The organism is Bombella apis (assembly GCF_018221685.1).
Lineage (GTDB): Bacteria > Pseudomonadota > Alphaproteobacteria > Acetobacterales > Acetobacteraceae > Bombella > Bombella apis.
In genome coordinates, this window is sequence record NZ_JAGJTM010000005.1 from 320,871 (window position 1) to 343,515 (window position 22,645).

Annotated in this window: 18 protein-coding genes; 3 read left to right on the forward strand and 15 right to left on the reverse strand. The window is 60.9% G+C overall.

Annotation, left to right across the window (positions count from 1 at the left end; translation table 11 throughout):
- Positions 1-67 precede the first annotated feature (67 nt).
- From addA to tsaE, 3 genes are read right to left on the reverse strand one after another with little or no spacing between them, the layout of a single operon-like run.
- On the reverse strand, positions 68-3,781 hold the full coding sequence (gene addA / locus J8Z04_RS08615) for a double-strand break repair helicase AddA (protein ID WP_192848390.1): 3,714 nt from the start codon (positions 3,779-3,781) through the stop codon (positions 68-70).
- Complete coding sequence (gene addB, locus J8Z04_RS08620; protein ID WP_192848389.1) at positions 3,778-6,855, reverse strand: double-strand break repair protein AddB; 3,078 nt, start codon at positions 6,853-6,855, stop codon at positions 3,778-3,780. The genes addA and addB overlap by 4 nt, the downstream gene beginning before the upstream one ends.
- A complete protein-coding gene (gene tsaE / locus J8Z04_RS08625) occupies positions 6,855-7,325 on the reverse strand; it encodes a tRNA (adenosine(37)-N6)-threonylcarbamoyltransferase complex ATPase subunit type 1 TsaE (RefSeq protein ID WP_086442170.1) in 471 nt (156 codons plus the stop codon). The genes addB and tsaE overlap by 1 nt, the downstream gene beginning before the upstream one ends.
- A 190-nt stretch (positions 7,326-7,515) precedes the next feature.
- Between tsaE and J8Z04_RS08630 the strand changes: the two genes are divergently transcribed.
- Positions 7,516-8,544 carry an NAD(P)/FAD-dependent oxidoreductase gene (locus J8Z04_RS08630; RefSeq protein ID WP_043558469.1) on the forward strand — a complete coding sequence of 343 codons (1,029 nt, stop codon included), beginning with the start codon at positions 7,516-7,518 and terminating at the stop codon, positions 8,542-8,544.
- 87 nt (positions 8,545-8,631) lie between these two features.
- Here J8Z04_RS08630 and J8Z04_RS08635 read toward each other — a convergent pair whose 3' ends face one another.
- Together J8Z04_RS08635 and typA are read right to left on the reverse strand one after the other, a co-directional pair.
- Positions 8,632-8,925 carry a putative quinol monooxygenase gene (locus tag J8Z04_RS08635; protein WP_043558466.1) on the reverse strand — a complete coding sequence of 98 codons (294 nt, stop codon included), beginning with the start codon at positions 8,923-8,925 and terminating at the stop codon, positions 8,632-8,634.
- A gap of 135 nt (positions 8,926-9,060) precedes the next feature.
- Positions 9,061-10,881, reverse strand: a complete 1,821-nt coding sequence (gene typA, locus J8Z04_RS08640; RefSeq protein ID WP_043558056.1) for a translational GTPase TypA — start codon at positions 10,879-10,881, stop codon at positions 9,061-9,063.
- Between the two features lie 153 nt (positions 10,882-11,034).
- Here typA and queF point away from each other — a divergent pair, with 153 nt between their 5' ends.
- A complete protein-coding gene (queF, locus tag J8Z04_RS08645) occupies positions 11,035-11,523 on the forward strand; it encodes a preQ(1) synthase (RefSeq protein ID WP_043558053.1) in 489 nt (162 codons plus the stop codon).
- Between the two features lie 9 nt (positions 11,524-11,532).
- On the opposite strand, the gene J8Z04_RS08650 is transcribed toward queF, so the two are convergent.
- The 6 genes from J8Z04_RS08650 to J8Z04_RS08675 all read right to left on the reverse strand — a co-directional run bounded on the left by J8Z04_RS08650 (position 11,533) and on the right by J8Z04_RS08675 (position 17,847).
- Entirely contained in the window at positions 11,533-12,882 is a 1,350-nt protein-coding gene (locus tag J8Z04_RS08650; RefSeq protein ID WP_192848388.1) for an outer membrane beta-barrel protein, read from the reverse strand.
- Between the two features lie 168 nt (positions 12,883-13,050).
- Positions 13,051-14,583: a carbohydrate porin gene (locus tag J8Z04_RS08655; protein WP_156878827.1), complete on the reverse strand. Its 1,533-nt coding sequence runs from the start codon at positions 14,581-14,583 to the stop codon at positions 13,051-13,053.
- 252 nt (positions 14,584-14,835) lie between these two features.
- Entirely contained in the window at positions 14,836-16,401 is a 1,566-nt protein-coding gene (locus tag J8Z04_RS08660; RefSeq protein WP_081562820.1) for a peptide MFS transporter, read from the reverse strand.
- A gap of 58 nt (positions 16,402-16,459) precedes the next feature.
- Entirely contained in the window at positions 16,460-16,606 is a 147-nt protein-coding gene (locus J8Z04_RS08665) for a hypothetical protein (RefSeq protein WP_156878828.1), read from the reverse strand.
- Positions 16,607-16,759: 153 nt separating this feature from the next.
- Positions 16,760-17,689, reverse strand: a complete 930-nt coding sequence (locus J8Z04_RS08670) for a DnaJ C-terminal domain-containing protein (RefSeq protein WP_192848387.1) — start codon at positions 17,687-17,689, stop codon at positions 16,760-16,762.
- Positions 17,689-17,847, reverse strand: coding sequence for a hypothetical protein (locus J8Z04_RS08675; RefSeq protein ID WP_166651579.1), 159 nt, complete (start codon positions 17,845-17,847; stop codon positions 17,689-17,691). The genes J8Z04_RS08670 and J8Z04_RS08675 overlap by 1 nt, the downstream gene beginning before the upstream one ends.
- 119 nt (positions 17,848-17,966) lie before the next feature.
- Here J8Z04_RS08675 and J8Z04_RS08680 point away from each other — a divergent pair, with 119 nt between their 5' ends.
- Positions 17,967-18,929, forward strand: coding sequence for a glycosyl transferase (locus J8Z04_RS08680; protein WP_103765275.1), 963 nt, complete (start codon positions 17,967-17,969; stop codon positions 18,927-18,929).
- On the opposite strand, the gene J8Z04_RS08685 is transcribed toward J8Z04_RS08680, so the two are convergent.
- The 4 genes from J8Z04_RS08685 to J8Z04_RS08700 all read right to left on the reverse strand — a co-directional run bounded on the left by J8Z04_RS08685 (position 18,926) and on the right by J8Z04_RS08700 (position 22,348).
- Positions 18,926-20,434, reverse strand: a complete 1,509-nt coding sequence (locus J8Z04_RS08685; RefSeq protein ID WP_192848386.1) for an efflux transporter outer membrane subunit — start codon at positions 20,432-20,434, stop codon at positions 18,926-18,928. The genes J8Z04_RS08680 and J8Z04_RS08685 overlap by 4 nt on opposite strands.
- Before the next feature lies 1 nt (position 20,435).
- A complete protein-coding gene (locus tag J8Z04_RS08690; RefSeq protein WP_043558041.1) occupies positions 20,436-21,347 on the reverse strand; it encodes an HlyD family efflux transporter periplasmic adaptor subunit in 912 nt (303 codons plus the stop codon).
- Between the two features lie 14 nt (positions 21,348-21,361).
- Complete coding sequence (locus J8Z04_RS08695) at positions 21,362-21,556, reverse strand: DUF1656 domain-containing protein (RefSeq protein ID WP_043558458.1); 195 nt, start codon at positions 21,554-21,556, stop codon at positions 21,362-21,364.
- Positions 21,557-21,904: 348 nt separating this feature from the next.
- Positions 21,905-22,348 carry a hypothetical protein gene (locus J8Z04_RS08700; protein ID WP_192848385.1) on the reverse strand — a complete coding sequence of 148 codons (444 nt, stop codon included), beginning with the start codon at positions 22,346-22,348 and terminating at the stop codon, positions 21,905-21,907.
- Positions 22,349-22,645 lie beyond the last annotated feature (297 nt).

The following is a 22,645-nucleotide window of genomic DNA, read 5'->3' on the forward strand; positions in this document are numbered from 1 at the left end:
TGCCGTGCAGCGTAATATGTTTTCTCTATGATAAACAGAGGGTAACAGACATCATGCCATGCCCCAGTCATCGGGGGAGGTTTTCCTGTGCATCCAGCAGAGACTCCGGCAGCTCCGTCACGGCAGGCCCATCCACCCAGACAATGAAACACCGCACGGGACAATGGGGATACAGCCCCTGCATGACACGCCGGTAGCTGGCCATCTGCCCCAGATAGGCCGATGGTACACGCTCCGGCCGGGATGGGGGGCGGCCCGTCTTGTAATCGCAGAGCCAGACCGTCTGTCCATCAAAGCGGAAGCGGTCCACCTGCCCCAGCACGACCCGACCCGACCCGTCCCCCGGGCGGCCCAGCGTACCGGACACACCCTGCTCGGCCCGGCTCCCCGGCCCGAAAAGCGGCGCAAGAACATCCATCTCCACGACAGAAACCACATGCCCTGCCAGACTGGTCACGTCCTCCTCCGCCAACCCCGGCATGGTATGCCGCAGCCATGCTTCGGCCTTCAGCCGCCGCTCTGATGCGGGCAGGTCTGGCAGGAACTGGAGCAGCCTGTGGACCAGCGTCCCCCGCTCCATGGCATCCTGACGGCGACGGGCCGGCTGTGGAATTACCAGCCCCTCCCGCATGATCTCCAAAGGGGACCGGGCCGCAGGCAATGGCCCATAGGCCGCCGCTTCCGGTCGGCTTGGGGCCAGCGGACGGGCCAGGGCATCCTCATGGGGGGCAGGGGTCACCTGCCAGTCCGGTGCCTGCCCCATCCAGGCAGGCAGAGCAGGCCGGACCGGCGCCGCATCGGGACGTATCCCCGCTACTGCCGAAGCCATGACGGGCATCTCCAGCACAAGACTTTCCCCCTCCCAGTCTCCTGCGAAAGGTTCATCCTTCACCGTCAATCCCATCCGGAAGAGACTCTCCAGATCATCATGCCCATCCCCGGACGAACCGACAGCCTCCTCTCCCAGTTGCTCTTTCAGACGGTTCATGCCAGCCAGACAATGATCATACCAACAGCTCTGACTGCTGTTCTTCTTGGGCTTCCAGCCACAGATGAGCAGCGCATCACTGGCACGTGTCAGAGCCACGTAGAGCAGACGGTTCTTCTCCTCCTTCTGGCGGGCCTGCTGGTGTGCCAGAAGCTCCCGTGTCCGCTCCGTCCCCATCTTGACCTGTGGTATCCAGAGCGGCCCATGTAACGCATCATCCGCAAGGCCACCCTCCGGCATATCGGCATCCAGCTCTGTCCAGAGCAGAGGGTCAGGCCGGCCAGCCGTCCCTGTCATATCAGGCAGAATGACCAGACGGGCCTGCAACCCCTTGGACCGATGGACCGTCATGATGCGCACGGCATCAATCTCGGCCTCCACCTCACGCTTGCTCTCCACCGTACTGGCACGCAGCCAGTGCAGGAAACCCTGGAGGGATGGCGGATGCTGGGTTTCATATGTCAGGGCGACCGTCAACAGTTCATCCACCGGTTCGGCAGCTTCAGCACCAAGACGGGCCAGAAGGCGGGTCCGTCCCCCCTGCACACCCAGCGCCTGCATGAGAATCTCGTAGGGTGAATCATAATCCACACGTTTGTAGAGGGCCTGCAACCGCTCCCATGCCGCCCGCCATTCCGGCCGCTCCTCATGCCGCCGGGCCAGAAGACTCCAGAGCGGCATCCCGCCCCGCCCCAGCTCACGCCGCTGCCCATCCGCCGTGGCCAGGGCCATGAGAGACTCATCACTCAACCCACCAAGGGGGGATGTCAGCACGCTGGCCAGACTGAGATCATCCTGCGGCAGAAGCAGCGCATCACAGAGGGTCATCAGGTCCTGCACGGCTGGCTGCTCCACCAGCCCGCTGCTGATGAAGCTGGCCACCGGCACATCCCGTGCCTTCAGGGCCCGAATCAGCGCCCGCAGGAAGGCGGAGCGCTTGGGCACCAGAATCATCACCTCTCCGGCCTTCAGCGGGGCCGTGTCCGACTGGAGCGGACGGCCGATCTGCGCCCGTATATGCGTGGCCAGCGCATCGGCCAGACGCTGCTGGGTGCTACGCTGATCCTCGTTCTTCTCCGGCGCACGCCATGGATCAGGCACTTCTCCGACTGTCCCATCCACAGGTACCAGAGGCCACAGCTCCACACGCCCCCCACCGCCGGACCGGGCCGAACGGTGGATGAGCCTGCCATCTTCCCCCGGCTCCCGCAGGCCGTCCCGTGCAGCCTCTCCCGCAAAAACGGCATCAACAAATTTCAGAACCGGCGAGAGGGACCGGAACGACACATTGAGCTGAGGTTCCTCCCAGAGAAGACCGGCATTCTTCACACGGCGAGCGAATTCCTGCCGCCATTTGTGGAACTGTTCCGGCTCTGCGCCCTGGAAACTGTAGATGGACTGCTTGAAATCCCCCACCGCAAAGATGGTCCGGGGACGGGGCATGTCCTCCCGCACGCCGGAACCAGAGAAAAAATCTGTCGTCAGGGCCCCGGCAATTTCCCATTGCAGGCCGGAATTGTCCTGCACCTCATCCAGCAGAAGATGGTCGATACCGCCATCCAGCTTGTACAGCACCCATGCTGCCCCCGGCTCCCGCAGGACAGCCCTCGTCCGGGCGATCAGATCATTATAATCGACCGTGCCACGGTTTCTTTTCTCATCGGCAAAACGCCCCATGACCGGCAGGGCAAGGGACAGAAAAGCCGTGTTGATCTCCAGAAGCCGCTGGATACGGATACGCTCCTGCATCTCCTGCTGGCGTCTGGCTTCATCCAGAAGACGCTGTACCAAATCGGGGGCCGCCTTGCGGGCCTTGGCCCCCAGATGGCGGCTCATGTCCATGACCCCGCCTTCCTTCGTGAACAGGAGCGACAGCAGGAAGGCATCATCCCGCTCGGCAGGATTGTCACACCCCAGCCATCTCAGGAACGTTTCGAACTTTTCCCTTTTGGAAGGCGCCAGCTGCGGCAAAGCTGCCTGAATGTCTGCCCGCCATGCCGCTTCATCTTCCAGCTGGCAGGCTTCGACCTTCAGAACCTCTGAAAACTCGCTCCCTACATCAAGAAGCCCCTGATAGGCCTCTTGCACCCGCTCCGGCCACATCTCCCAAAGCCGCAACAGGGGCTGAAGCAGACCTGACTGAGCATTGAACTGCCCAAGCAGGCCCATCAGCCTGTCAAAACCCGTCAGGCCTGCCAGAACCTGCACAGGGTCCTGATTCTGCGCCAGACTGTCCTCCAGCGCACGGCGAAGGGCCATCTGTCCGTCCGCCTCTTCCATCAGGACGAAATGCGGGTCCAGCTCTGCCTCCAGTGGGAAGCGCCGCAGAAGGGACTGGCAGAAGGCATGAATGGTTTCAATCTGCAAACCGCCCGGCGCATCCAGCACTTTCAGGAACAGCCCACGGGCACACTCCCGCGTAGCAGCCGTGTTGGGCACATCCAGTGCAGTCAGTGCCTCTCCCAGTCTTTCATCTGAAAGAGACACCCAGCGACCGAGATGGCTTTGCAGACGATGCGCCATCTCAGCGGCAGCGGCTTTCGTATAGGTCAGGCACAGGATGCGGGAAGGCTCCGACCCGTCCAGAAGGACAGGCTGCCCATCCTCACCAATCTGTTCCAGTGGCAGCATGAGACGTAACAGCCGGTCAATCAGCAGCTTTGTCTTCCCCGACCCTGCCGAGGCCGACACAAAGACGGAAGCCATGGGATTCGAGGCCTTTTTCTGTGCCGTATTGGCCTCTTTCAGGGCCCGCTGATGGTTATCCTGTCCCTGTGATGCAAGCTGGATCATTCTTCCTCGTCTCCTGCCAGACGCCATTCCGCCACACGGGCAAGCTGGGTGTAATCGCTGTAACGGTGCTCTTTCCCTGCCCATGGCTGAGACCGGTAAGGCCGGGATGGATCGTCATAATCCGTCAGAAGAGTCCGCAGCTGCTCAAGAGCCGGGCCAACCAGATCACCCAGCGTCACTTTTGCCTTCACGGAGGGAATGACCACTTCCTTGCCGGGTTCCTCTCCGCCGCTCAGTTTCCAATAGGCCAACGCGTCCGTTTCCACGGCAGGCAGGCCTTCGAAAGCACCCTCTTTCAGAAAGGCAGCCTCCAGCACCAGCTGGGATGACCAGCCTGCGATCACCTCGTTGCTTTCAGGGTGTGTTCCTGTCTTGTAATCAAAGATGCGCCCCGTGGTGTCCTCCTGCCCCGGCGTATTCCACAGATCAATCCGGTCGGCCCGTCCTGTAATATGGAAGTCACCACCCGGCAGGCCCCGTAGCGTATATGCCAGAGAGACCTCTGTATGAGACGTACAGTTCAGCCGCCCCACATGACGCCAGTGCTCCTGCGCCAGTACCCAGTCGGCAATACGATGCAGGCGAGGCCGCCACCAGCTGGCAAGAGCCGGATTCACCAGGGCCTCATCAAGGGCATCATCAAAATGACGGTGCAGAATCTGTGCCGCATGGGCCGGCCACGTACCGGGATGCTCCCCGATCATGCGCTCCAGAGCCGTATGGACGATCTTCCCGTAATCGGCGTGTTCCGCCCCTTCTTCCAGCGGGGCCAGAACCTTCAGCCCCAGCACATGACGGGCATAGATGGTGTAGGGGTCCAGCTTGAGCGTATCCAGCTGGGTAATGCTCAGCCGCCGGGGGCGCAGAGACAGGGGAGGCCGTGGCTTGGGGGGAGCTACGGGCTTTGCCTCCCCGGCAGGCATGTCCAGCATGGTCTGCCACGCCAGTGCCGGGTGAACGGGAAGCGTGATCTGCCTCCCTTCCAGAAACGCTGAAAGGCGCATCAGCCACCGGGCCGGGACGGCGGGTGACCCTTCCCGCCGCTGGGCATTGGACAGGATGACCTGCTCCGACGACAGGGCAGCAGATACAAAGTCATGCGCCTGTGCACCAATCCGCCGCTCCGGTGACGGCAGGCCGACACGCTGGCGCATCGGGCGGCTCATCCACGGGCCGGATTCCGCTGCGGGAGGCCAGCTGCCTTCATTCAGCCCTCCCAGAATGACGGTATCAAAAGCCAGCAGGCGGGCTTCCAGCACGCCATAGATGGAGATTCGGGGATGGGCGAGTTCCACACCCCCCTGGTAGCCCCGCAGCCCTGTCAAAGTCTTGCCCGCCATGCTGGCCGTCAGAAACCCCTCCAGTGCCCTCAGGGGCTGGGGTGGCAAGTCCCCCGTATGGCTCATCAGCTCCACGAAATGCCGGGACAGGGCCCCGCCATCTTCCCCCAGCCAGAGACGGGACCCAGGGCGGGGCTGGTCAGCCCCGTACCCCTCACCCTCCACCGCTGCGAGCTGTTCGGCTGTCTCCAGAAGGGCAGCCAGAAGCTCTGGCACACGGGCGGTTGACTCCAGCCCCAGCAGGGGCCTGAACGCTTCTTCCATCCTGTCCAGAAATATTGCGAGGCGTTCCGGGCTGTCTGGTGCATCAGCCTGATAGCCATTATCCGTCTGCTGCGCCTCCTGCAAAGCCTCAAGAGCATGGCGCAGTCCATCCATCCCCGGCTGGGGAGCCGGCCCCCGTAGCAGCCGCCTTTCCAGAAGGCGGGCACTGGCCCGGGCACGGCCGGGGCTCCCCCCCAGAGCTGCCAGCGGATGCTTGAGAACGGACAGCAATGCCACCGGGCTGAACCGGGCCGTCACGGCCTGGGCGATCAGTCGCAGGAATACGGCCGCAGGAGTACGGACCAGCGGCTCTCCTGCACTATCATCCGCATGGATACCAAAACGCAGAAGCTCCGCCCGGACACGGTCGGCCAAACCACGATCCGGCGTCACAAGAGCACCGGAGCGCCCCGGCTGGCTGGCCACGTCCCGCAGGATCAGGGCAATGGCCTGCGCTTCCTGCTGCGAATCCGCTGCTGGCAGCAGGCTGATGCCAGAAGGACGGACATCACCCACCGGCTGCCCCCAGCGGGCAATGCCTGCCTCTGGCAGCATGACATGCTGGAAAAGATTTTCCCGCTCCGGCCGCAGCGGATATCCCCATATGGCAATATCCGCCCGATTTATCCCGGCCCGGGACAGGAATTCACGAAACAGGGCCTGTGGATGGGTGGGAGGAAGCTGGTTCCACCACTCATCCTCCATGCCGCAATCCAGCCCCTGAAAGACCACCATGCCTCGTGGCAGGGCCGCCACAGCCTCCAGCGCCGTGGCCACCCCGGCAGACCCATCCACAAAGCCTACGGCCCAGAGCGGATAATCCGGCGGCATATCCGCCCAGAGGCGGGCCTGCGCCTCAATCAGGGCGACCTGACGGGCCATGATGTTGCTACGCTCTTCCTCCCGTAGAATGGCAGGCCATGCTTCCGTGACGATCCGAAGGAACTCCAGCGTCTTCTGCCAGTGTCCGGCAAAATCATCAGCCACGGCTTTCGGCAGGGCTTCATATAAGTCCACACCATTCCGCTCGGCATCATCCATCAGCTCTGCCAGAGCCTGCGCCAGCGGCCAGACCCGGTCGATCGTACCGCCGTCCCGGCCTGATACGGTCGTGAAAAAAGGTGCCGCCAGAATCAGCCGGGCCAGAATGGCCAGCCGGAAAACCGGCCCCACAGAAGGCGGAACAGTCTCATCAACCGTCATGGGAAACAGGCTCTGCTGCTCCACATCTCCCAGAGCCACGATGGCAGGCAGCAGGGCCGGACGGCCATCCAGAACCCGCAGGAAGGCTTCCATCAAGGCACGGGCCACACGGCGGCCAGGCACCAGAATCGTGCCATTGTCACCACCGCTGCGCCCGTCCGGGCCAGCCTCCACCCCCACACGCTCCAGCCAGTTCTGCACGACCGTATCCAGAAACGGACAGGATGCCGGAATGGTTGCAATATTGAGCGGATGTGCCTGTCCCATCAGCCTCTCCTCCCTTCAGAAAAAGAGGACAGGGCCTTCAACCGTTCCTCCGGCCAGCCATGCAGGGTCACGATGCGGGCCTCCTCGCCGGTCCCCTGCGCAAATGTCAGATGCAGGGCCCCGGCTGGCAGCATATCCTCAGCACGATCGGGCCACTCCACCAGCATGATGCTTTCACAGGCATCATCCCATGAGAGTTCATAAAGTTCATCCGGCCCGGAAAGTCGCCAGAGGTCATAATGGAACACCGTTCCGGCTTTCGTCTCGTAAGGCTGGACAAGCGCAAAGGTCGGGCTGGGGACCTCCAGAGCCTCATCACCAGCCATATGGCGGATCAGTGCCCGGGCAAACGTACTTTTGCCGGCTCCCATCTCACCCTGAAGGGCCACACAGTCCCCCTGTCGCACCATGTCCGCAAGATGCCGTGCCAGAAGCACTGTCTGCTGCTGAGAAGAAAGATGCACGTCCATCAGACACAACGCCCCGTATCGCTACCCGTAACAGGCGCCAGCATTGCTGAAGCCTCCCCCGGACACAAGAGGGAGCCCCACAACCCCCGGCCGTTTCTCTCAGCAGAACCAGCCAATGGAGCCTGTTCCGGGCTAACATGGCCCAACAAACCTCTACTCGAGCGGCAAAAAAATGCTTATGAATACCAGCATGACACATGCAGCTTCTTCCCACACGACAGATGTCGCCATCATTGGCGCAGGCCCCACGGCACTTTTTGCCGCCTTTGAATGCCGGATGTTACGCTTGGACTGCATCCTGACGGATGTTCTGGACAGTGTGGGCGGGCAATGTGCGGCCCTGTACCCGGAAAAACCGATCTACGACATTCCGGCCCATCCCTCCATCACCGGAGGTGACCTGATTGCCGCCCTTGAAGAGCAGATCGCTCCCTTCAACGTGCCCCGCCTTCTCGGCAGCCGGGTCAGCCATCTGGAAGGTGGGCCGGGGGCCTTCACCCTGAAGAATGAGCGTGGCGATACCATCCATGCCAAGGCCATCATCATCGCTGCCGGTGCTGGTGCCTTCGGGCCAAACCGCCCTCCGCTGGACGGGCTGGACGCTTATGAGCGCAGCGGGGCCGTGCAGTATTATGTGAAAAAACGGGCCGACTTCACCGGCAAGCGCATCGTCGTGGCCGGGGGCGGAGATTCTGCGCTGGACTGGGCCCTCTCCCTCTCCGACATTGCCGAAAAGGTCTATCTCGTCCACCGGCGGGACCGCTTCCGTGGGGCACCGGAGACACTGGCGCAGATCGAGGCCAAGATCACCGCCGGGGCCATCGAAAAAGCCGTTCCCTACCAGCTGCACGGCCTGAAGGGCGAAAACGGCCAGCTGACCCATGTGGACCTCATCGCCATGGATGACACGGTCCGCTCTCTGGAAGCAGACGTGCTGCTGCCTTTCTACGGTCTCTCAACCGACCTTGGCCCGGTGGCCGCATGGGGGCTGGAGACACAGCGCAGCACCATCCCCGTGAATCCCGCCACCATGCAGACCAGTCTGGAAGGCATCTTCGCCATTGGCGACGTGGCCCAGTATCCCGGCAAGATGAAGCTGATCCTTCAGGGCTTCTCGGAGGGAGCCGTGGCCGCCCATGCGGCCCACCATGTCGCCCATCCTGACAAGGCCCTGCGCTTTGAACATTCCACAAGCCGGGGCCAGCCGGGCACGCCCTGATACGGCTCCCCCACCCACCGCCCATGGAAAAAGCAGGTGCCCTATGACGGGACACCTGCTTTTTTTCGTCTGCCGGATGGTCCCCGTTCAGGCAACGCCCTTCAGGAACACGACCCTGGAGGCACCACCTTCAACAAGGGTTTCGATGGCCTTGTTGAACACACGGCCATGCTCGGTCCCCATATGGGCCTTGAAGGCCGCCTCATCCCGGTAGCTTTCCTCGACATGGAACAGGTCCGGCTCATCTTCCAGCGTGTACACCACGAACCGCACGCAACCCGGCTCGGCCCGCACGTTCTCGGCCAGAGCCGTCAGCAGGCTGGCCACCTTCTCCCGGTGGCCGGGCAGGGCTTTCATGGTCGCATAGAGACTCTTGGTCATGACATTTTCCCTTCTTCCCTTGTGAAGCCCCGCCATCATGCCACAGAGGGGCAGACATCTGATACAGCCTGACATGGAAAAAGGCCGGAGCAGACGCCCCGGCCTTTTTCATGACCCAAAACGGAAGTCCGGGCCTCAGCCCTTCGCACCACGGGCGGCACGCTTGCGCTCGTGCGGGTCCAGATAACGCTTGCGCAGACGGATGGCAGACGGCGTGACCTCCACCAGCTCGTCATCCTCGATGTAGGCAATGGCCTGCTCGAGGCTCATCTTGCGGGGCGGAACCAGCACAACGGCATCATCCTTGCCGGAGGCACGCATGTTCGTGAGCTTCTTCTCACGCACGGCGTTCACTTCCAGATCATTCTCACGGGAATGCTCACCGAGGATCATGCCGGTGTAGATCTTCTCACCCGCATCCACGAAGAGCGTCCCACGATCCTGAAGGGAGAAAAGCGCATACGGAGTCGTCGCACCATCCTCGGCAGAGATCAGGGAGCCGTTGCGGCGGCCTTCAATCGCACCAGCATGCGGCTGGTAGGAGTGGAAGAGACGGTTCATCAGACCGGACCCGCGGGTATCGGTCAGGAACTCGCCGTGATAGCCGATCAGACCACGGGAGGGGATCATGAAGGTCAGGCGGACCTTGTCACCGCCAGACTGACGCATGTCCTGCATCACGCCCTTGCGCAGGGACATCTTCTCCACGACCACGCCGGAATAAGGCTCGTCCACATCGATGACGACTTCCTCGAACGGCTCTTCCTGCTCACCCGTTTCCGGATTCTCACGGAACAGCACACGGGGACGGCCGATGGTCAGCTCGAACCCCTCACGGCGCATGTTCTCGATCAGCACGCCCAGCTGCAGCTCACCACGGCCGGCAACCTCGAAAGCCTCGCTTTCCGGGCTGTCCGTCACCTTGATGGCCACGTTGCCTTCCGTCTCCTTGAAGAGACGGTCACGGATCTGGCGGGACGTCACCTTCTTGCCCTCACGACCACCCAGCGGACCATCATTGATGCGGAAGGTCATGGAAAGGGTCGGCGGGTCGATCGGTGTGGAGGGCAGCGGCTCCTCGATGGACGGCTCGGCCAGCGTGTCGGGAATGGTGGCCTCGGAGAGACCGGCAATGGCCACGATGTCACCCGCTTCGGCTTCCTCGACGGGCACACGGTCCAGACCACGGAAGGACAGCAGCTTGGTGATGCGGCCTGTCTCGACCACGCTGCCATCAGCCCGCAGGGCACGGATGGGCATGTTCACCTTCGCACGGCCCTGCTCGATGCGGCCTGTCAGGATACGGCCAAGGAAGTTGTCGCTCTCCAGAATGGTGGAGACCATGGCGAACGGCTTGTCCTTGTCCAGGCCCGGGCTGGGCACATGCTTCAGGACGAGGTCGAACAGCGGGTGCAGGTTCTCACGGGGGCCTTCCAGCTCCGTATCCGCCCAGCCCTGGCGGCCGGACGCATACAGCATCGGGAAGTCCAGCTGCTCGTCATTGGCACCGAGGGCGGCGAAGAGGTCAAACACCTCGTCATGCACCTCGTCCGGGCGGGCGTCGCCACGGTCCACCTTGTTGACGACAACCATCGGGCGCAGACCACGGGCCAGGGCCTTGCCCAGCACGAACTTGGTCTGCGGCAGGGCACCTTCGGCGGCATCCACCAGAATCACGGCCCCATCGACCATGCTCAGGATGCGCTCCACCTCACCACCGAAGTCGGCATGGCCCGGGGTGTCGATGATGTTGATACGGGTGTTCTTCCACACGACGGAAGTACATTTGGCCAGGATGGTGATCCCGCGCTCACGCTCGAGATCATTGCTGTCCATCGCACGCTCGGTGACGGCCTGATTCTCACGGAAGGTGCCGGACTGCTGGAGCAGCTGATCCACGAGTGTTGTTTTCCCATGATCGACATGGGCAATAATGGCAATGTTACGGATGTCCATGGACGATCTTTCAGGAAGTGACAGATTGGGACAGAATGGTGCCCTTACTGCACCGAAACTGATTTTTTTGCAAATCCGAACCGTGTATCAAGCCATGCAGCATCGTATTTCATGCCTTCATCTTTCTCATTCCAGCAGAAAAGGAGCCGTTTCATGACCACCCATCCCCCCAAAGGCCCCACCGCCCCCGGCACGGAAAGCCTCAGCCAGCTTGGCCGACAGACCGTACAGCCGGAGTCGCCTGAAACCGCCGAGCTGGAGCGTGTCCCGGCTCCCCATAAAGGGCGGCGTTATGTTGTCCGTTTCACCGCTCCGGAATTCACCTCCCTTTGCCCGGTGACGGGACAGCCGGACTTTGCCCATATCGTCATCGACTACATCCCACGGGACTGGATCGTGGAGAGCAAGTCCCTCAAGCTCTACCTCACCAGTTTCCGCAATCACGGAGCCTTCCATGAAGACTGCTCGGTAACCATCGCCACACGCCTTGTCGAATTGCTGGACCCGGAATGGCTGCGCATCGGGGCCTACTGGTACCCTCGTGGCGGGATGCCGATCGACGTCTTCTGGCAGACAGGCCCCGCCCCGGACGATGTCTGGATTCCCGCACAGGATGTGCCCGGATACCGGGGGCGTGGCTGAAATTCCCCCTCAGAAACCGAGCGTCACGTCTCCGCCAATCAGAATACGGTTCTGATGCCGGAAATCCGCAAAAGGCCGGGTGTTGTTCAACGAACGGTCAAACCGGATTTCCGGACGGATCTGAAGCAGCTTGACATGATGGCCGATATTCGGCCGCCACACGGCATTGAAGGACAGGTCGCCATACGTCGTTGCCGGGGCGCTGTAGGTCCGGGCGGGCAGGCCGAGCAGTGACCGGCCATAGCCTGTGTCCTCCGGGTACTGCACGACAAACTGGCCCGTGCTGTCCCGATAGACTTCCGCCCGGGCATTGAAGGTCAGGGTGGATGTTGCCGCATAGGCTCCCCAGATGACGCCGCTCCATGTATTGGCATCCAGCCCCTCATCATGAACCTGCGTGGCCTCGGCTGTCAGGCTCCATTTGGGGTTGATCTGCCATGTGGCGTTGAGGTCGTTCCAGAAACGCTGCGCCTCATGCGCCCTGTGGCTGCCCAGCGCACGGCGGGGGTCTTCCGGCCCGACACGCAGCAGATAGGTCAGGGACAAGGCACCTCCTGCCAGCTGGCTGGCATTGAAGCCCACATAACCGGCCGGTTCGCCATTGTTGTTGCCCCGGCCAAATGATTTCTGGTTCCCGGCATCCATCCCGAACAGAACAGCGTAATACGAATTCAGGTGCCACTGCCCATAGAAGCCGACATGCTCGAACGGATTGGAATACTGCGCCGTATAGGACATGGTGTAGAAGGCCCGCCCTGCCGGATTCAGCACCTCCACCCCCATGGGGGAGGACAGGATGCCCAGCTGCATGTCCAGCCCGTCTTTCGTCAGCCACGGCATATGCAGGGCGATGTTGGCCTGAATGGGGGTAAGCTGGTAGCGATGATGATCCAGCCAGCGGTCTGAAATCCCCGTGATGACGTAAGCTCTGGCATCAGAACCATAAAGCATCTGGATGTTCGCCCCCAGCCCGTAACCGTCACCAATCGGGTCAACGGGTTTGGTGATGGTCAGGGCGACCTGATTGAGCATCCCCGTATCACTGTGGGACTGGAGAAGCTGACCGAAATTCATGCCATTTCCAGGATGGCCGGTATTGGCCATGGCCCCGCCCTCAATCTGGAGACCGACATCAATGTCGGAAAACCAGCTCTTCCCGGCCGGTGCGGCAGGCTGGACGGCACTGGGGGCCGCCACCGGAGCAGGTGATGGAGCTGCCGGGACGGAAGAAGAGGACGTGCCGGCCAGCGTGGCCTGAACGGGCCCCCCCTGCTCGCTGGGAGCGGCCTGTGCGCCTTCCAACCATGACACAGCTCCACCGCACACCCCGACCACCAGAAGATACTGCCAATACCGCATTGAGCCACCCCACCTATTGTTCCGGTATCGTAAGTATATCCACCTTCTGAAAAGCGGGACAATATCCAGAACAGACAGAATGGGATGAAAAGTGATATTCTGCTGCCGAAAATGAAAAAAGGCCGTCCCAAAGACGACCTTTTGTGACCTGCAGCAGGCGGGATGACCTCAGAAAGAAATGGCTGATTCCAGATCAATCAGCATGGCATCCTTGTACCGTTTCAGAGCACCGGGACTCCAGAGATACTGCAAGCCGGGCCGCAGCAGCAGCCAGCGTGTGGGCCAGTATCCATAATTGAGTTCGATGGCTTCTTCCGAATGCGGAGCATACAGCCCGGCACCCCGGCCCGTGTGCTGGAGATGCTCGATCCAGTGTGTGACCTTCGGATTGGCCCAGAGGGCCTTCATGCCAAAACTGATTGTATCATTGGGGCGGCTGGCGAACGTTCCCTTCCGGGTAATACCCGCCGTCACAAAATAGGGCGCAATGGCCGTGCGGGGATCGCCCCATGTGAAGGAGGCAAAAAACGCCGTTCCCCGGTGCGGGTCCGCTCCATCCCGCTGCAACATGCGGTCAAACTGGAACCACCCACCAAACCGGCCCCTCACCTTGGAGACGGGCGCATCCTGCGCCGCAGAAGCCGGAATGTAATATGTTCCCATCTGGCCATAGACGTTCTTGACCTCGGACGTGTCCCAATAACCGCCGATCTTCACGTTCGTCTGTAACGGGCCGCTATAATCATCCGTCCCGCCCCGATGCCAGCCCAGCTGGAACGGCAGATAGGTACCTGTCGCCCCGTGCAGGTTCATCTTCCAGCCATTCCGCACGCCGGTGATCGTCGGGTCCACACTGTAAGCCCCGAACTGCACCAGATAATGGTCATTCCCCGCCGGATAGAGCTTGATCCACGCACCGGGATGGGCCGTCGGATAGAAGCCGTAACCCGAATTCATGGCAATGGACTGCGGCATCCCGCAGATGCCGTTGTTCTGGAACTGGCAGTACAGGTTGGCCCCCCAATAGGTGGAAGACTGCTCGAAGTCATTCTCCGTGTTGATCTCACCAACCTCGGTATGTACGTACTTGTTCCAGTGCATTTCCCAGCTGAGGCGGCCAAGGCGCATGGTCTCACCGGCCCCGTAAATTTCCATCGGGCTGTCAACAGCCGGCAACGTGTTTCCCAGCCCGGCCCCCTGACGGGCCAGTGTCAGGAAGTGCAGTGTGCCCGCATTGAAGGCAACGCCCAGTAGCTTCTTCAGGTTGAAATCCAGAGACAGGGCCTCTTCATCCGCATAGCGGACCGCACGGGATTTCCCCCCGAACGGATTGCCTGCGGTGTCCTGAAAGTAACGCCCGCCGATCGTCACGCCATGGTCGGCCAGCCAGCTCCGTGCGCCCCAGGGGTCACCAAAAAACCCATCCTGATTGGCAAAATCGTGCCAGCTGTTGGGGAAAAGCCCCTTCTGCTTCTCTGGTGAAGCCTGCTCACTGGCCCCGCGGGAGAAGACGTCACCCGGGATCGGGAGAGGCACGGACCCGAAAGCACGCTGCTCATCCCTTGCAGGCGCACCGTAATTCCGCTCCTTCAACAGCTCATCCCTCTGGGCCGTCGTGATCTCCCCACCTGCTGCCGCTTTCTCCTTCACGGCAGCCGGCCCAGCAGCATCCTGCGCAAAAACGGCATGGCCTCCCAGCATCCAAGCGACACCTACTGCTGCTGTACCAGCCTTTTGCCACATTCCACGCATAGATTAGCCTTCATAGCCGTTGATCAGGACAGGAACCTGAAGGCCAGATGCGCCATGGCAGCCTTCAGCACGACAATGCCAGACAGGCCACAAGCGGCACTGCGGCAAAGGATGACACCGTCCCTTTATATAAATTTTATCGCTGACTTCCAGTGGTGAAATCTGTCTATACCAGATCAGTCGTCATCCACCTCTTCAAGTTCATGTGACCGTTGCCGGTTTATTTACCGTCCAGCTACGATGCTGTTGCCCGAGGCGGCGGGTCAGCGGCAGAAGCAGGGCCAGCACAACACACAGCCCCACACACCCCAGAAACAGTTCCCGGAACAGGGCAGCATAACCCGCCAGGCTGCCCCCACCATCGGCCGGAACACTGGCGAGATCAGCCACCAGGCTCCCCAGATACATGCCGACCCCCCAGAGCAGGAACAGGGCCCCCATCAGCACTGCGCTGACACGGGCCGGGGCATAACGGGCCACAATGGCCAACCCAAGACCGATGGTCAGCAGCTCCCCGAGGGACATGGTGCCATACCCGGCCACCATGACCCACGGCGAAACAAGCCCCGTGCTATGGCCAGCGGCCAACCACCAGATGCAAAAAGCCAGAGCGACCAAGCCATAACCGAGCAGTATCTTGATGGCGGGTGAAGCATCCTGCCCCCTACCCGCATGACGACGGTACAACCATGCCAGCAGCGGGCTGAACAGCATGACAGCGATCGGATTGAGCGCCTGGAACTGGCCTGCCGACATGGTGAACAGCCGCCATGACCCCAGCTGGTACACGCCAGAGACATCCCGCATGGCAAACAGTGTCAGGGAGGTCTGCATCTGCTGGTAGAAGATCTGGTAGGCCATTGTCTGAGCACAGAGGATGTAGGTCAGCAGCAGACCGGGCCGTTCACCGTCCTTCGCCCGCACATAAAGCCAGACCCAGAGCAGAAGAAGCCCCACCCCTGCCAGAATGATGCAGAGCTGGACCAGCGCCGGGCTGTACAGCACCCATGTGCAAAATCCCCAGACCACCAGCAGGGCCAGCAGGATTCCAGCGCCCAGCGCCCCTTTCAGCACGGGAGTGGAAAGACGCTCCACCAGAGGAACAGGCATGGAGGATGGCCCATGCCGCCGGACTGCCTCAACCGCCCGTGCGGCAAGAAACCTCCGCATACGCCCGGCCCGCACTGCATAATAGCCAAGCCCGACCAGCAGCCCCCCGGCACAGGCCAGAAAGGCCACAGCCGCCCCATAGCGCTGCTGGAGCCACGGCATCAGCAGCATGGAGACGGTCGACCCAACATTGATGGCCATATAGTAGAGTGTGAAAGCGGCATCCAGTGCCGTGCCATCCCCGGCGTAAATGCGCCGAACGAGCGTCCCCGCATTGGGTTTGAACAACCCGTTGGAGAGGGCAATCAGTGTCAGGGCCGGAAGGAAAACAGCCTGACTGCCAAGAGACATGGCCAGAAGACCATATCCGGCTGTCAGCCCGAAGGCCCCCACCAGCATGGTGGGTCTTGTCCCGAGGCACTGATCCCCCAGAAGCCCCCCCAAAACAGGAAGACTGTAGATGAAAAATCCCAGTCCCCCCTGCATGAGGTTAACGTCATGATCCCGCATGTGCAGCTGGGTGACCATGAAAACGGTCAGGACAGCCTGCATGCCGTAATAACCGAAACGCTCCCACAGCTCGATGGCCATGACGACAGCAAAAGCCTGCCGCCGTGCGACAAAAAAGGACGCCGCAGAATGTTGCTGATCGGTCATGAGGGCACGCTACTCCGTTACGGGAAGGACACTGGCTCCCTCCTCACTAGCGCAAAAATCAGCCCCCTGCGAGGTGGAACCCATCCACGTGGGCAATCCCCACCAGGCCCAGCACACACAGGGCCACAACAAACACGATGGCCACCAATGCTCCCAGAACGCTGGACTGTCTGACACGCAGCCAGAAAGACATCCCCCAGACCATGGCTAACCCGTCCTTTCCCCGCCACTCCCAACCCCTTGCAGGGCCATTACCAACACACCAGAGGCAGGCCCTTCACATCCCAAAGCGGGACAGAGGGCCTGCCTTCCTTTTCCACCACCCTGCCACACACCACACTCCAGCAGGGACTGGCCCTCAGCTCTCCGTTTTCTCCTCGGCTTCACGCCGCACGAGGGCTTCCAGCTCCGGCGAAATGGTCCCCAGCACAACACGCAGGGTCACCAGCAGATTTCCCGCCTCATGCCGTTTATCCGCCGCAATACCACGACCAGTCAAACGCAGGACCGTGCCACTGTCAGAATGTGGCTTGACCTTCAGCGCCACCGTTCCACCCGGGGTACGGACATGCACCTTGCCACCCAGAATGGCCGTATGGAGGTCAACATCCTGCGTGACACGCAAATTCCGCCCCTCACGCCTGTAATGGGGGTCTTCCGCCACATGAATCTTCAGCAGCACATCCCCGGCAGGGCCGGGCCGACCATCCATGCCGGGCTGCCCCGGCTGACCTTTCCCCCTCAGACGAAGCGTCTTGCCATCCTCGATGCCCGCAGGAATGGTGACGGACACCTCACGCCCTCCACCAAGGCTGACATCACGCCGGGTACCAAGAGCACATTCCTCCATGCTGATACGCAGCTCGCCATGCAGGTCCTCGCCCCGCCGGGGACGGGCAGACCGGAAACCACCGCCCCCGCCACCAAAGGCACCGAAAATGTCCCCCAGATCCTCCGGATTGAAACCACCGCCCGAGAAACCGCCAAATCCGCCAAAGCCACCACCTGGGCCACCGGCCCCGGCACCGCCACCAAAACCACCCCCGCCAAAGGGACCCCTCATCTGGCCATCCGCATCGATCTCGCCACGATCGAACTGGGCACGCTTCTCCTCGTCACCGACAATCTCGTACGCCTTGCCAATCTCCTTGAAGCGCTCCTCCGCCTTGGTATCACCGGGGTTGCGGTCGGGGTGATACTGTTTGACCAGCCGACGGTAGGCGCTGCGGATTTCCTTCTCCGACGCTGTACTGCTTACGCCAAAAACCTTATATGGGTCAGTCGCCATTACTGTCCTGTATCCTCCAGATCCGTATCATCCAGCAGGTCGATCAGCACGGCCAGAACCCTGCTTCTGGAATAGCCAGCAGCTTCCGCCTCCCTGATGAGGGTCTGCACCCGGGGGCGCAGGAAATCGGCGGCTGACTGTACTGGTGTGCCTGTCATGGAAAAAACCTTTCTTTCCCAAAGAAGTGGTGTGCCTGTAAGGTAAGGTCAATAGAGAATGAATTTTTGCCCGTGCATTTCCCGACACTTTCCCAGACCTTGCCGAAAGACAGTTCTTCATGCTGCATGCTGACAGCCCCTCCCCTGCCAACCTTTCCCGCCGCCTCATCATTACAGGCAGCGACAGCCGTTATTTTCCCCTGCTTCAGGAGCTGGTCGCTTCCATCCGCCGCTTCCCGGAGCTGGCCGGGCTGCCGGTCGCCTGCATTGATGGCGGGCTGAAGCGGAAACAGGTCACATGGCTGGAGCAGAATGGCATCACTGTCCGTACCCCGAGAGCCTTTCCTCATGTCTCACGATGGGCCATGCGCAGGCGTCCCAATCTGGCCATCGAACTCTCCAAGATGTGGCTGGACCAGCTCTTCCCGGAGCATGACACGCTGGTATGGATCGATGCAGATGCCTGGGTGCAGGACTGTCAGGCCGTGGAGCTTCTCTTCCAGGCCGCCGAGCAGACGCCGCACGCTCTGGCCATCACGCCGGAACTCTTCCTGCACAAGCCGCTGTTCCGGCTGCGCTGGCTGCCCTTCGGCCTCGTGCAGCTCCGCACCATCCTGTACAAGAATTCCCGTCTGGCCCGGCTGCCCCGGGCGATATGCCGTCATATCGGCGTGCGCCCCACCCTCAATGCCGGTGTTTTCGCCCTCTCCCGCACGGCTCCGCACTGGCCCCGGCTCCGCCACTGGCAGGAAGAAGCCCTGCGGCACGGCAAGATATTCAGCTCCGGCCAGCTCGCCATGGCCCTGACAAGCTATCACGATGGCTACGCCACCGCCCTGATGCCTGCCGGATGCAACTATCTGGGACCGTGGCAGATCGACTCACGAACGGGCCTGCTCTGCGAGGTCACTTTTCCGCACCGCCCTGTCGGCATCGTCCATCTCGCCGGGCACGACGCCATGCGGCTGGACCCGACCGTGACGATGGACGTGCCCGACCGGGCAGGAGGAACACAGGCCCTCAATCTGCGGTTCGGCACGATGCAGGCTTACCGGGACACCCGCCAGCCAGATATGACCTAACGGCTGAAGGCCCGCAGGATCATGTCCTTGCTCTCATGCTGTTCCACCTTCAGAGTGGTGTTGGAAAGTTCCCGCCCCTGCCAACCGGCACCGAAAGCAATGTAGAGCGAGATGGCATCATCCATGCGCTTGCCGGTAGCCGACACGGCGGCCACCCGGCGGGACAGGTAGGTCTGCTGGGAGTTGAGAACATCCAGATAGCCCGTCAACCCGGCGGCATAGAGCTTGCGGGCACGGGACAGGGCCAGACCGGCCTGCGTGGCGGCCTCCCGTTCTTCCCGCACCAGCTCGCTGTCCTGATGCCAGTCATCGAGGCTGTCTTCCACTTCCCGAAAAGCATTCAGAACGGTCTGACGATATTGCAGGCGACTGGCCTCCGCCTCACTTCTGGCCTGGGCGATCTGGGCGCTGTATTTACCCCCATGCAGGATGGGCAGGGAGGCCATCATCATGACATTCCAGCTCATCCCTCCAATCTGGAACGCCTGATAGGCGGCAGAGGCATTGGGATTGAAGGTCAGCGGGATGCTGAAATTGGGATACAGATTGGAAATCGTGATTCCGATGCGGGAGACGCTCGCCGCATAGCGCCGCTCGGCCGAACGGATGTCGGGCCGGTTGGTCAGCACGGTGGAAGGCAGCATGGCCGGGAACGGGGGCAGGGTCGGGATGGGCCGCCGCTCTTCAAGATCAGGCTGTTCCTTACCGGGCATCTCACCCATCAGCACGTTGATGGCATGGATGAGCTGCTCCTGCCGCGCCCGCAGGGGGGGCAGACGAGCCAGCTCGGCATGTTCTTCCGTCCGGGACTGGGCAATGGCCAGCGTATTGCCGACGCCATTATTGAAGAGCCTCTCCACCAGCTGGGTACTGTCCCGAGCCGTGCGGATGGAATCCTCTGTCACGCTCATGCGGGTCTGGATGGTCCGCAGCTCAACATAGTCTGTCACCAGCTGGCTCAGCAGAGAGAGCAGCAGCCCCCGCCGCTCCTCGATGCTGACTTCCACCAGCCTCTTACGCTCCTGCACCTGCCGGGAGATATGGCCAAAAACATCAATCTCCCAGCTTGCCCGGGCACCATAGGTCAGCACAGACGCATGGGGGTGATTGTTCGGGTTGCCCGGGCGCAGGGGCCAGTTGTCAACATTGATGGAGTAGCGGTTGTCTCCCCCACCCGCATTGGCATCCAGCTGGGGATACCAGTTGGCCTGTGCCTGCCGCCGGACAGACTGCTCGGCCAAAACATGCTGGGTGGCCACCTGAAGGTCGTAATTCCCTCTGATGGTCTGCTCCACCAGTCTGTCCAGAACAGGATCGTGAAACTGCGCCCACCAGTCCCGGAGGTTGGCTTCCGTCTCGGCAATTTCCTCCCTGGTGGCGGGGTGGGGCTCACTGGCAAAATGGCCCGGCACTTTCATCCTGTCCGGCCTGTATTCCGGTCCGACCATGCAGGACGTCAAGAAAAGACAGCTGCTGACAACAAGGGGAACAAACCGCATCTTCATCTCACAGGTGATCCTGCAGCCATGTCGTCAACAGCCCCCTGCCTCCGGCTTTTGCCTTCCCCACCGCCACGGTGGCTGTCATGCCTGCAGACAGAATGACCTCTGGCGGCATCTCATCAATTTCAATACGCACGGGAATACGCTGAGCCAGCCTTACCCATGTGAAGATCGGATTCACATCTGGCAGGCCGAGCCTGTCCGACATGCCGTTTGCATCATTGATGCCTCGGCCAATACTGACGACATGCCCCCGCAGGACATGACGATATCCCATGAGCTTGATACGGGCCTCATCACCAACATGCACACCATGCATCTTGGTTTCTTCAAAATAACCATAGACCCAATAGCTGTTCGCATCGATCACGGCCATGCGGGACTGTCCAGCCGTCACATAATCACCGACACGCAGATTGAGATTGGTCACGTAGCCATCCACGGCAGAATAGACCGTGGAACGCTGAAGATTGAGCAGGGCCGTATCGAGGGCAGACCGGGCTTCTTCCAGCCGTGCCCGGCGTACTTCCATCTCGGAGTCGAACACATCCTGTTCCTCACGGGACACAACGCCACCAAGCCCGCGCCGCCTCTTCGCATTCATGACGCTCAGCTTGTAATCTTCCGTCACACCCGCCAGACGGGCCCGTGCCTCATCGATCCTGAGCCTGAAACGCAGTGGATCCACCGTGAAAAGCGGATCCCCCTTATGAACGAACTGGTTGTCCACAACCGGAACAGACACGACCGTTCCCGACACTTCAGGCGTGGCCGTAACGACGTAAACACGGACACGACCATCACGTGTCCAGGGATCAAGGACATAAAGGTCCCACACGACATACCCCAGACCAATAGCCAGAGCGATGATGATCAGTGTCAGCAATGGACGTACAAGACGCCGAAACCAGTTCATACCCCCGCTCCACCTCAGACGAAAATAACCAGAAGACAGAGAACACAGACATACAGGGCAATCTCGAACAGGGCGACATGCCAGAACCAGCCCAATGCTCCGAGACGCCACAACACATAGCGCAGGGCCAGAGTCACCAGCACTGCGCAGACAGCATAAACAGCTATTGGAGAAACGAACACTCCGCAGAGGCTGACTTCCGAAAGCATCATGCGCCGCAATCCCCGAAAGAACGGGACCGTGCGGGTGATATGTCTGATGCTTTGCTCACGTTGTTCCCTATCGCACCTGCAAAAGGCCCGGTGTCCGTCCAGACGGGCCGGACTCTGCTTCCTCCCGAAGGTACCATGCCGGGTATCCATCCAGAGGACGACACGGCACCACCGCCAGGCCATCTTCCCGTTTCAACCACAGAGGCAGAAGCAGCTCTTACCACTTCTTAACGTCAATTACAGGCGTCTGACCAGATGGAACCCACCTGGAAACAGAAAGCCCATAGCAGAAGCGGCCCCTGAAGGCCGCTTCTTTTGTCTCATATGCCTATGGAACCGACAAAATCACTTTTTCCGGCGTGTGAAGACACCTTTGGCCATACGCCATGCCTGCCCACCCGCATAACGGCCCACCGGACCACTGGCGAGACCAAGCAGGGACGTCAACGCAAAGCTCTGCTTCAGCTCATGCATCTTCCTGTCCCGCTCCATGCGGGCGCGGGCCTCTGCCAGGCCGGAATGACCGGCACGCACCGCCAGAAGCAGGAAAATGATGAAGAACAGCAGGTCTATCCCCAGTACACAGGCAGCAGACAGCAGAAGACCCAGATGGCAGATCTGCCTGAAAAAGGCCCAGAACACTCCGTGCAGGGTAATGGCTGCAAAGCCGAGAAACACGAGAGCCACGACAAGGAAGCACAGCCGGATACCGTGCCGTTTTGCACATTCCCTGAAAATTTTTCCCTGGGCAGCGAGCACTGCCTGACCAAGTTCCAGTAGACCATTCATGATACGACTGCTGCCCCTTCCAGATTCATGAAAAACACCAAGGCCCTTGCCAGAGGGAGGACAGAACACACCCCTCCGCCGACCATTCCCTCACCTATAGCACTGCACGGGAAAAAGCCAAAGCACCTCACGAAGCAGCGCTACCCACCCCCATTAAAGGTTGAATGGAAAATAACTCTTAATTTTATCAATAAAAAAAGGCATAAAGATGTTCTGATTTTTTTTCTTCTCCCCTCTGTAACGAAGTTTCAAGACTCATCATGTAATATCCTTTCATCTCAACCACTTCCATGCATT

Excerpts from the sequence above, each read along its gene's own strand:
- addA (WP_192848390.1), bottom strand. The coding sequence starts at position 3,781 with ATGATCCAGCTTGCATCACAGGGACAGGATAACCATCAGCGGGCCCTG.
- addB (WP_192848389.1), bottom strand. The coding sequence starts at position 6,855 with ATGGGACAGGCACATCCGCTCAATATTGCAACCATTCCGGCATCCTGT.
- tsaE (WP_086442170.1), bottom strand. The coding sequence starts at position 7,325 with ATGGACGTGCATCTTTCTTCTCAGCAGCAGACAGTGCTTCTGGCACGG.
- J8Z04_RS08630 (WP_043558469.1), top strand. The coding sequence starts at position 7,516 with ATGACACATGCAGCTTCTTCCCACACGACAGATGTCGCCATCATTGGC.
- J8Z04_RS08635 (WP_043558466.1), bottom strand. The coding sequence starts at position 8,925 with ATGACCAAGAGTCTCTATGCGACCATGAAAGCCCTGCCCGGCCACCGG.
- typA (WP_043558056.1), bottom strand. The coding sequence starts at position 10,881 with ATGGACATCCGTAACATTGCCATTATTGCCCATGTCGATCATGGGAAA.
- queF (WP_043558053.1), top strand. The coding sequence starts at position 11,035 with ATGACCACCCATCCCCCCAAAGGCCCCACCGCCCCCGGCACGGAAAGC.
- J8Z04_RS08650 (WP_192848388.1), bottom strand. The coding sequence starts at position 12,882 with ATGCGGTATTGGCAGTATCTTCTGGTGGTCGGGGTGTGCGGTGGAGCT.
- J8Z04_RS08655 (WP_156878827.1), bottom strand. The coding sequence starts at position 14,583 with ATGCTGGGAGGCCATGCCGTTTTTGCGCAGGATGCTGCTGGGCCGGCT.
- J8Z04_RS08660 (WP_081562820.1), bottom strand. The coding sequence starts at position 16,401 with ATGACCGATCAGCAACATTCTGCGGCGTCCTTTTTTGTCGCACGGCGG.
- J8Z04_RS08665 (WP_156878828.1), bottom strand. The coding sequence starts at position 16,606 with ATGGTCTGGGGGATGTCTTTCTGGCTGCGTGTCAGACAGTCCAGCGTT.
- J8Z04_RS08670 (WP_192848387.1), bottom strand. The coding sequence starts at position 17,689 with ATGGCGACTGACCCATATAAGGTTTTTGGCGTAAGCAGTACAGCGTCG.
- J8Z04_RS08675 (WP_166651579.1), bottom strand. The coding sequence starts at position 17,847 with ATGACAGGCACACCAGTACAGTCAGCCGCCGATTTCCTGCGCCCCCGG.
- J8Z04_RS08680 (WP_103765275.1), top strand. The coding sequence starts at position 17,967 with ATGCTGCATGCTGACAGCCCCTCCCCTGCCAACCTTTCCCGCCGCCTC.
- J8Z04_RS08685 (WP_192848386.1), bottom strand. The coding sequence starts at position 20,434 with ATGAAGATGCGGTTTGTTCCCCTTGTTGTCAGCAGCTGTCTTTTCTTG.
- J8Z04_RS08690 (WP_043558041.1), bottom strand. The coding sequence starts at position 21,347 with ATGAACTGGTTTCGGCGTCTTGTACGTCCATTGCTGACACTGATCATC.
- J8Z04_RS08695 (WP_043558458.1), bottom strand. The coding sequence starts at position 21,556 with ATGCTTTCGGAAGTCAGCCTCTGCGGAGTGTTCGTTTCTCCAATAGCT.
- J8Z04_RS08700 (WP_192848385.1), bottom strand. The coding sequence starts at position 22,348 with ATGAATGGTCTACTGGAACTTGGTCAGGCAGTGCTCGCTGCCCAGGGA.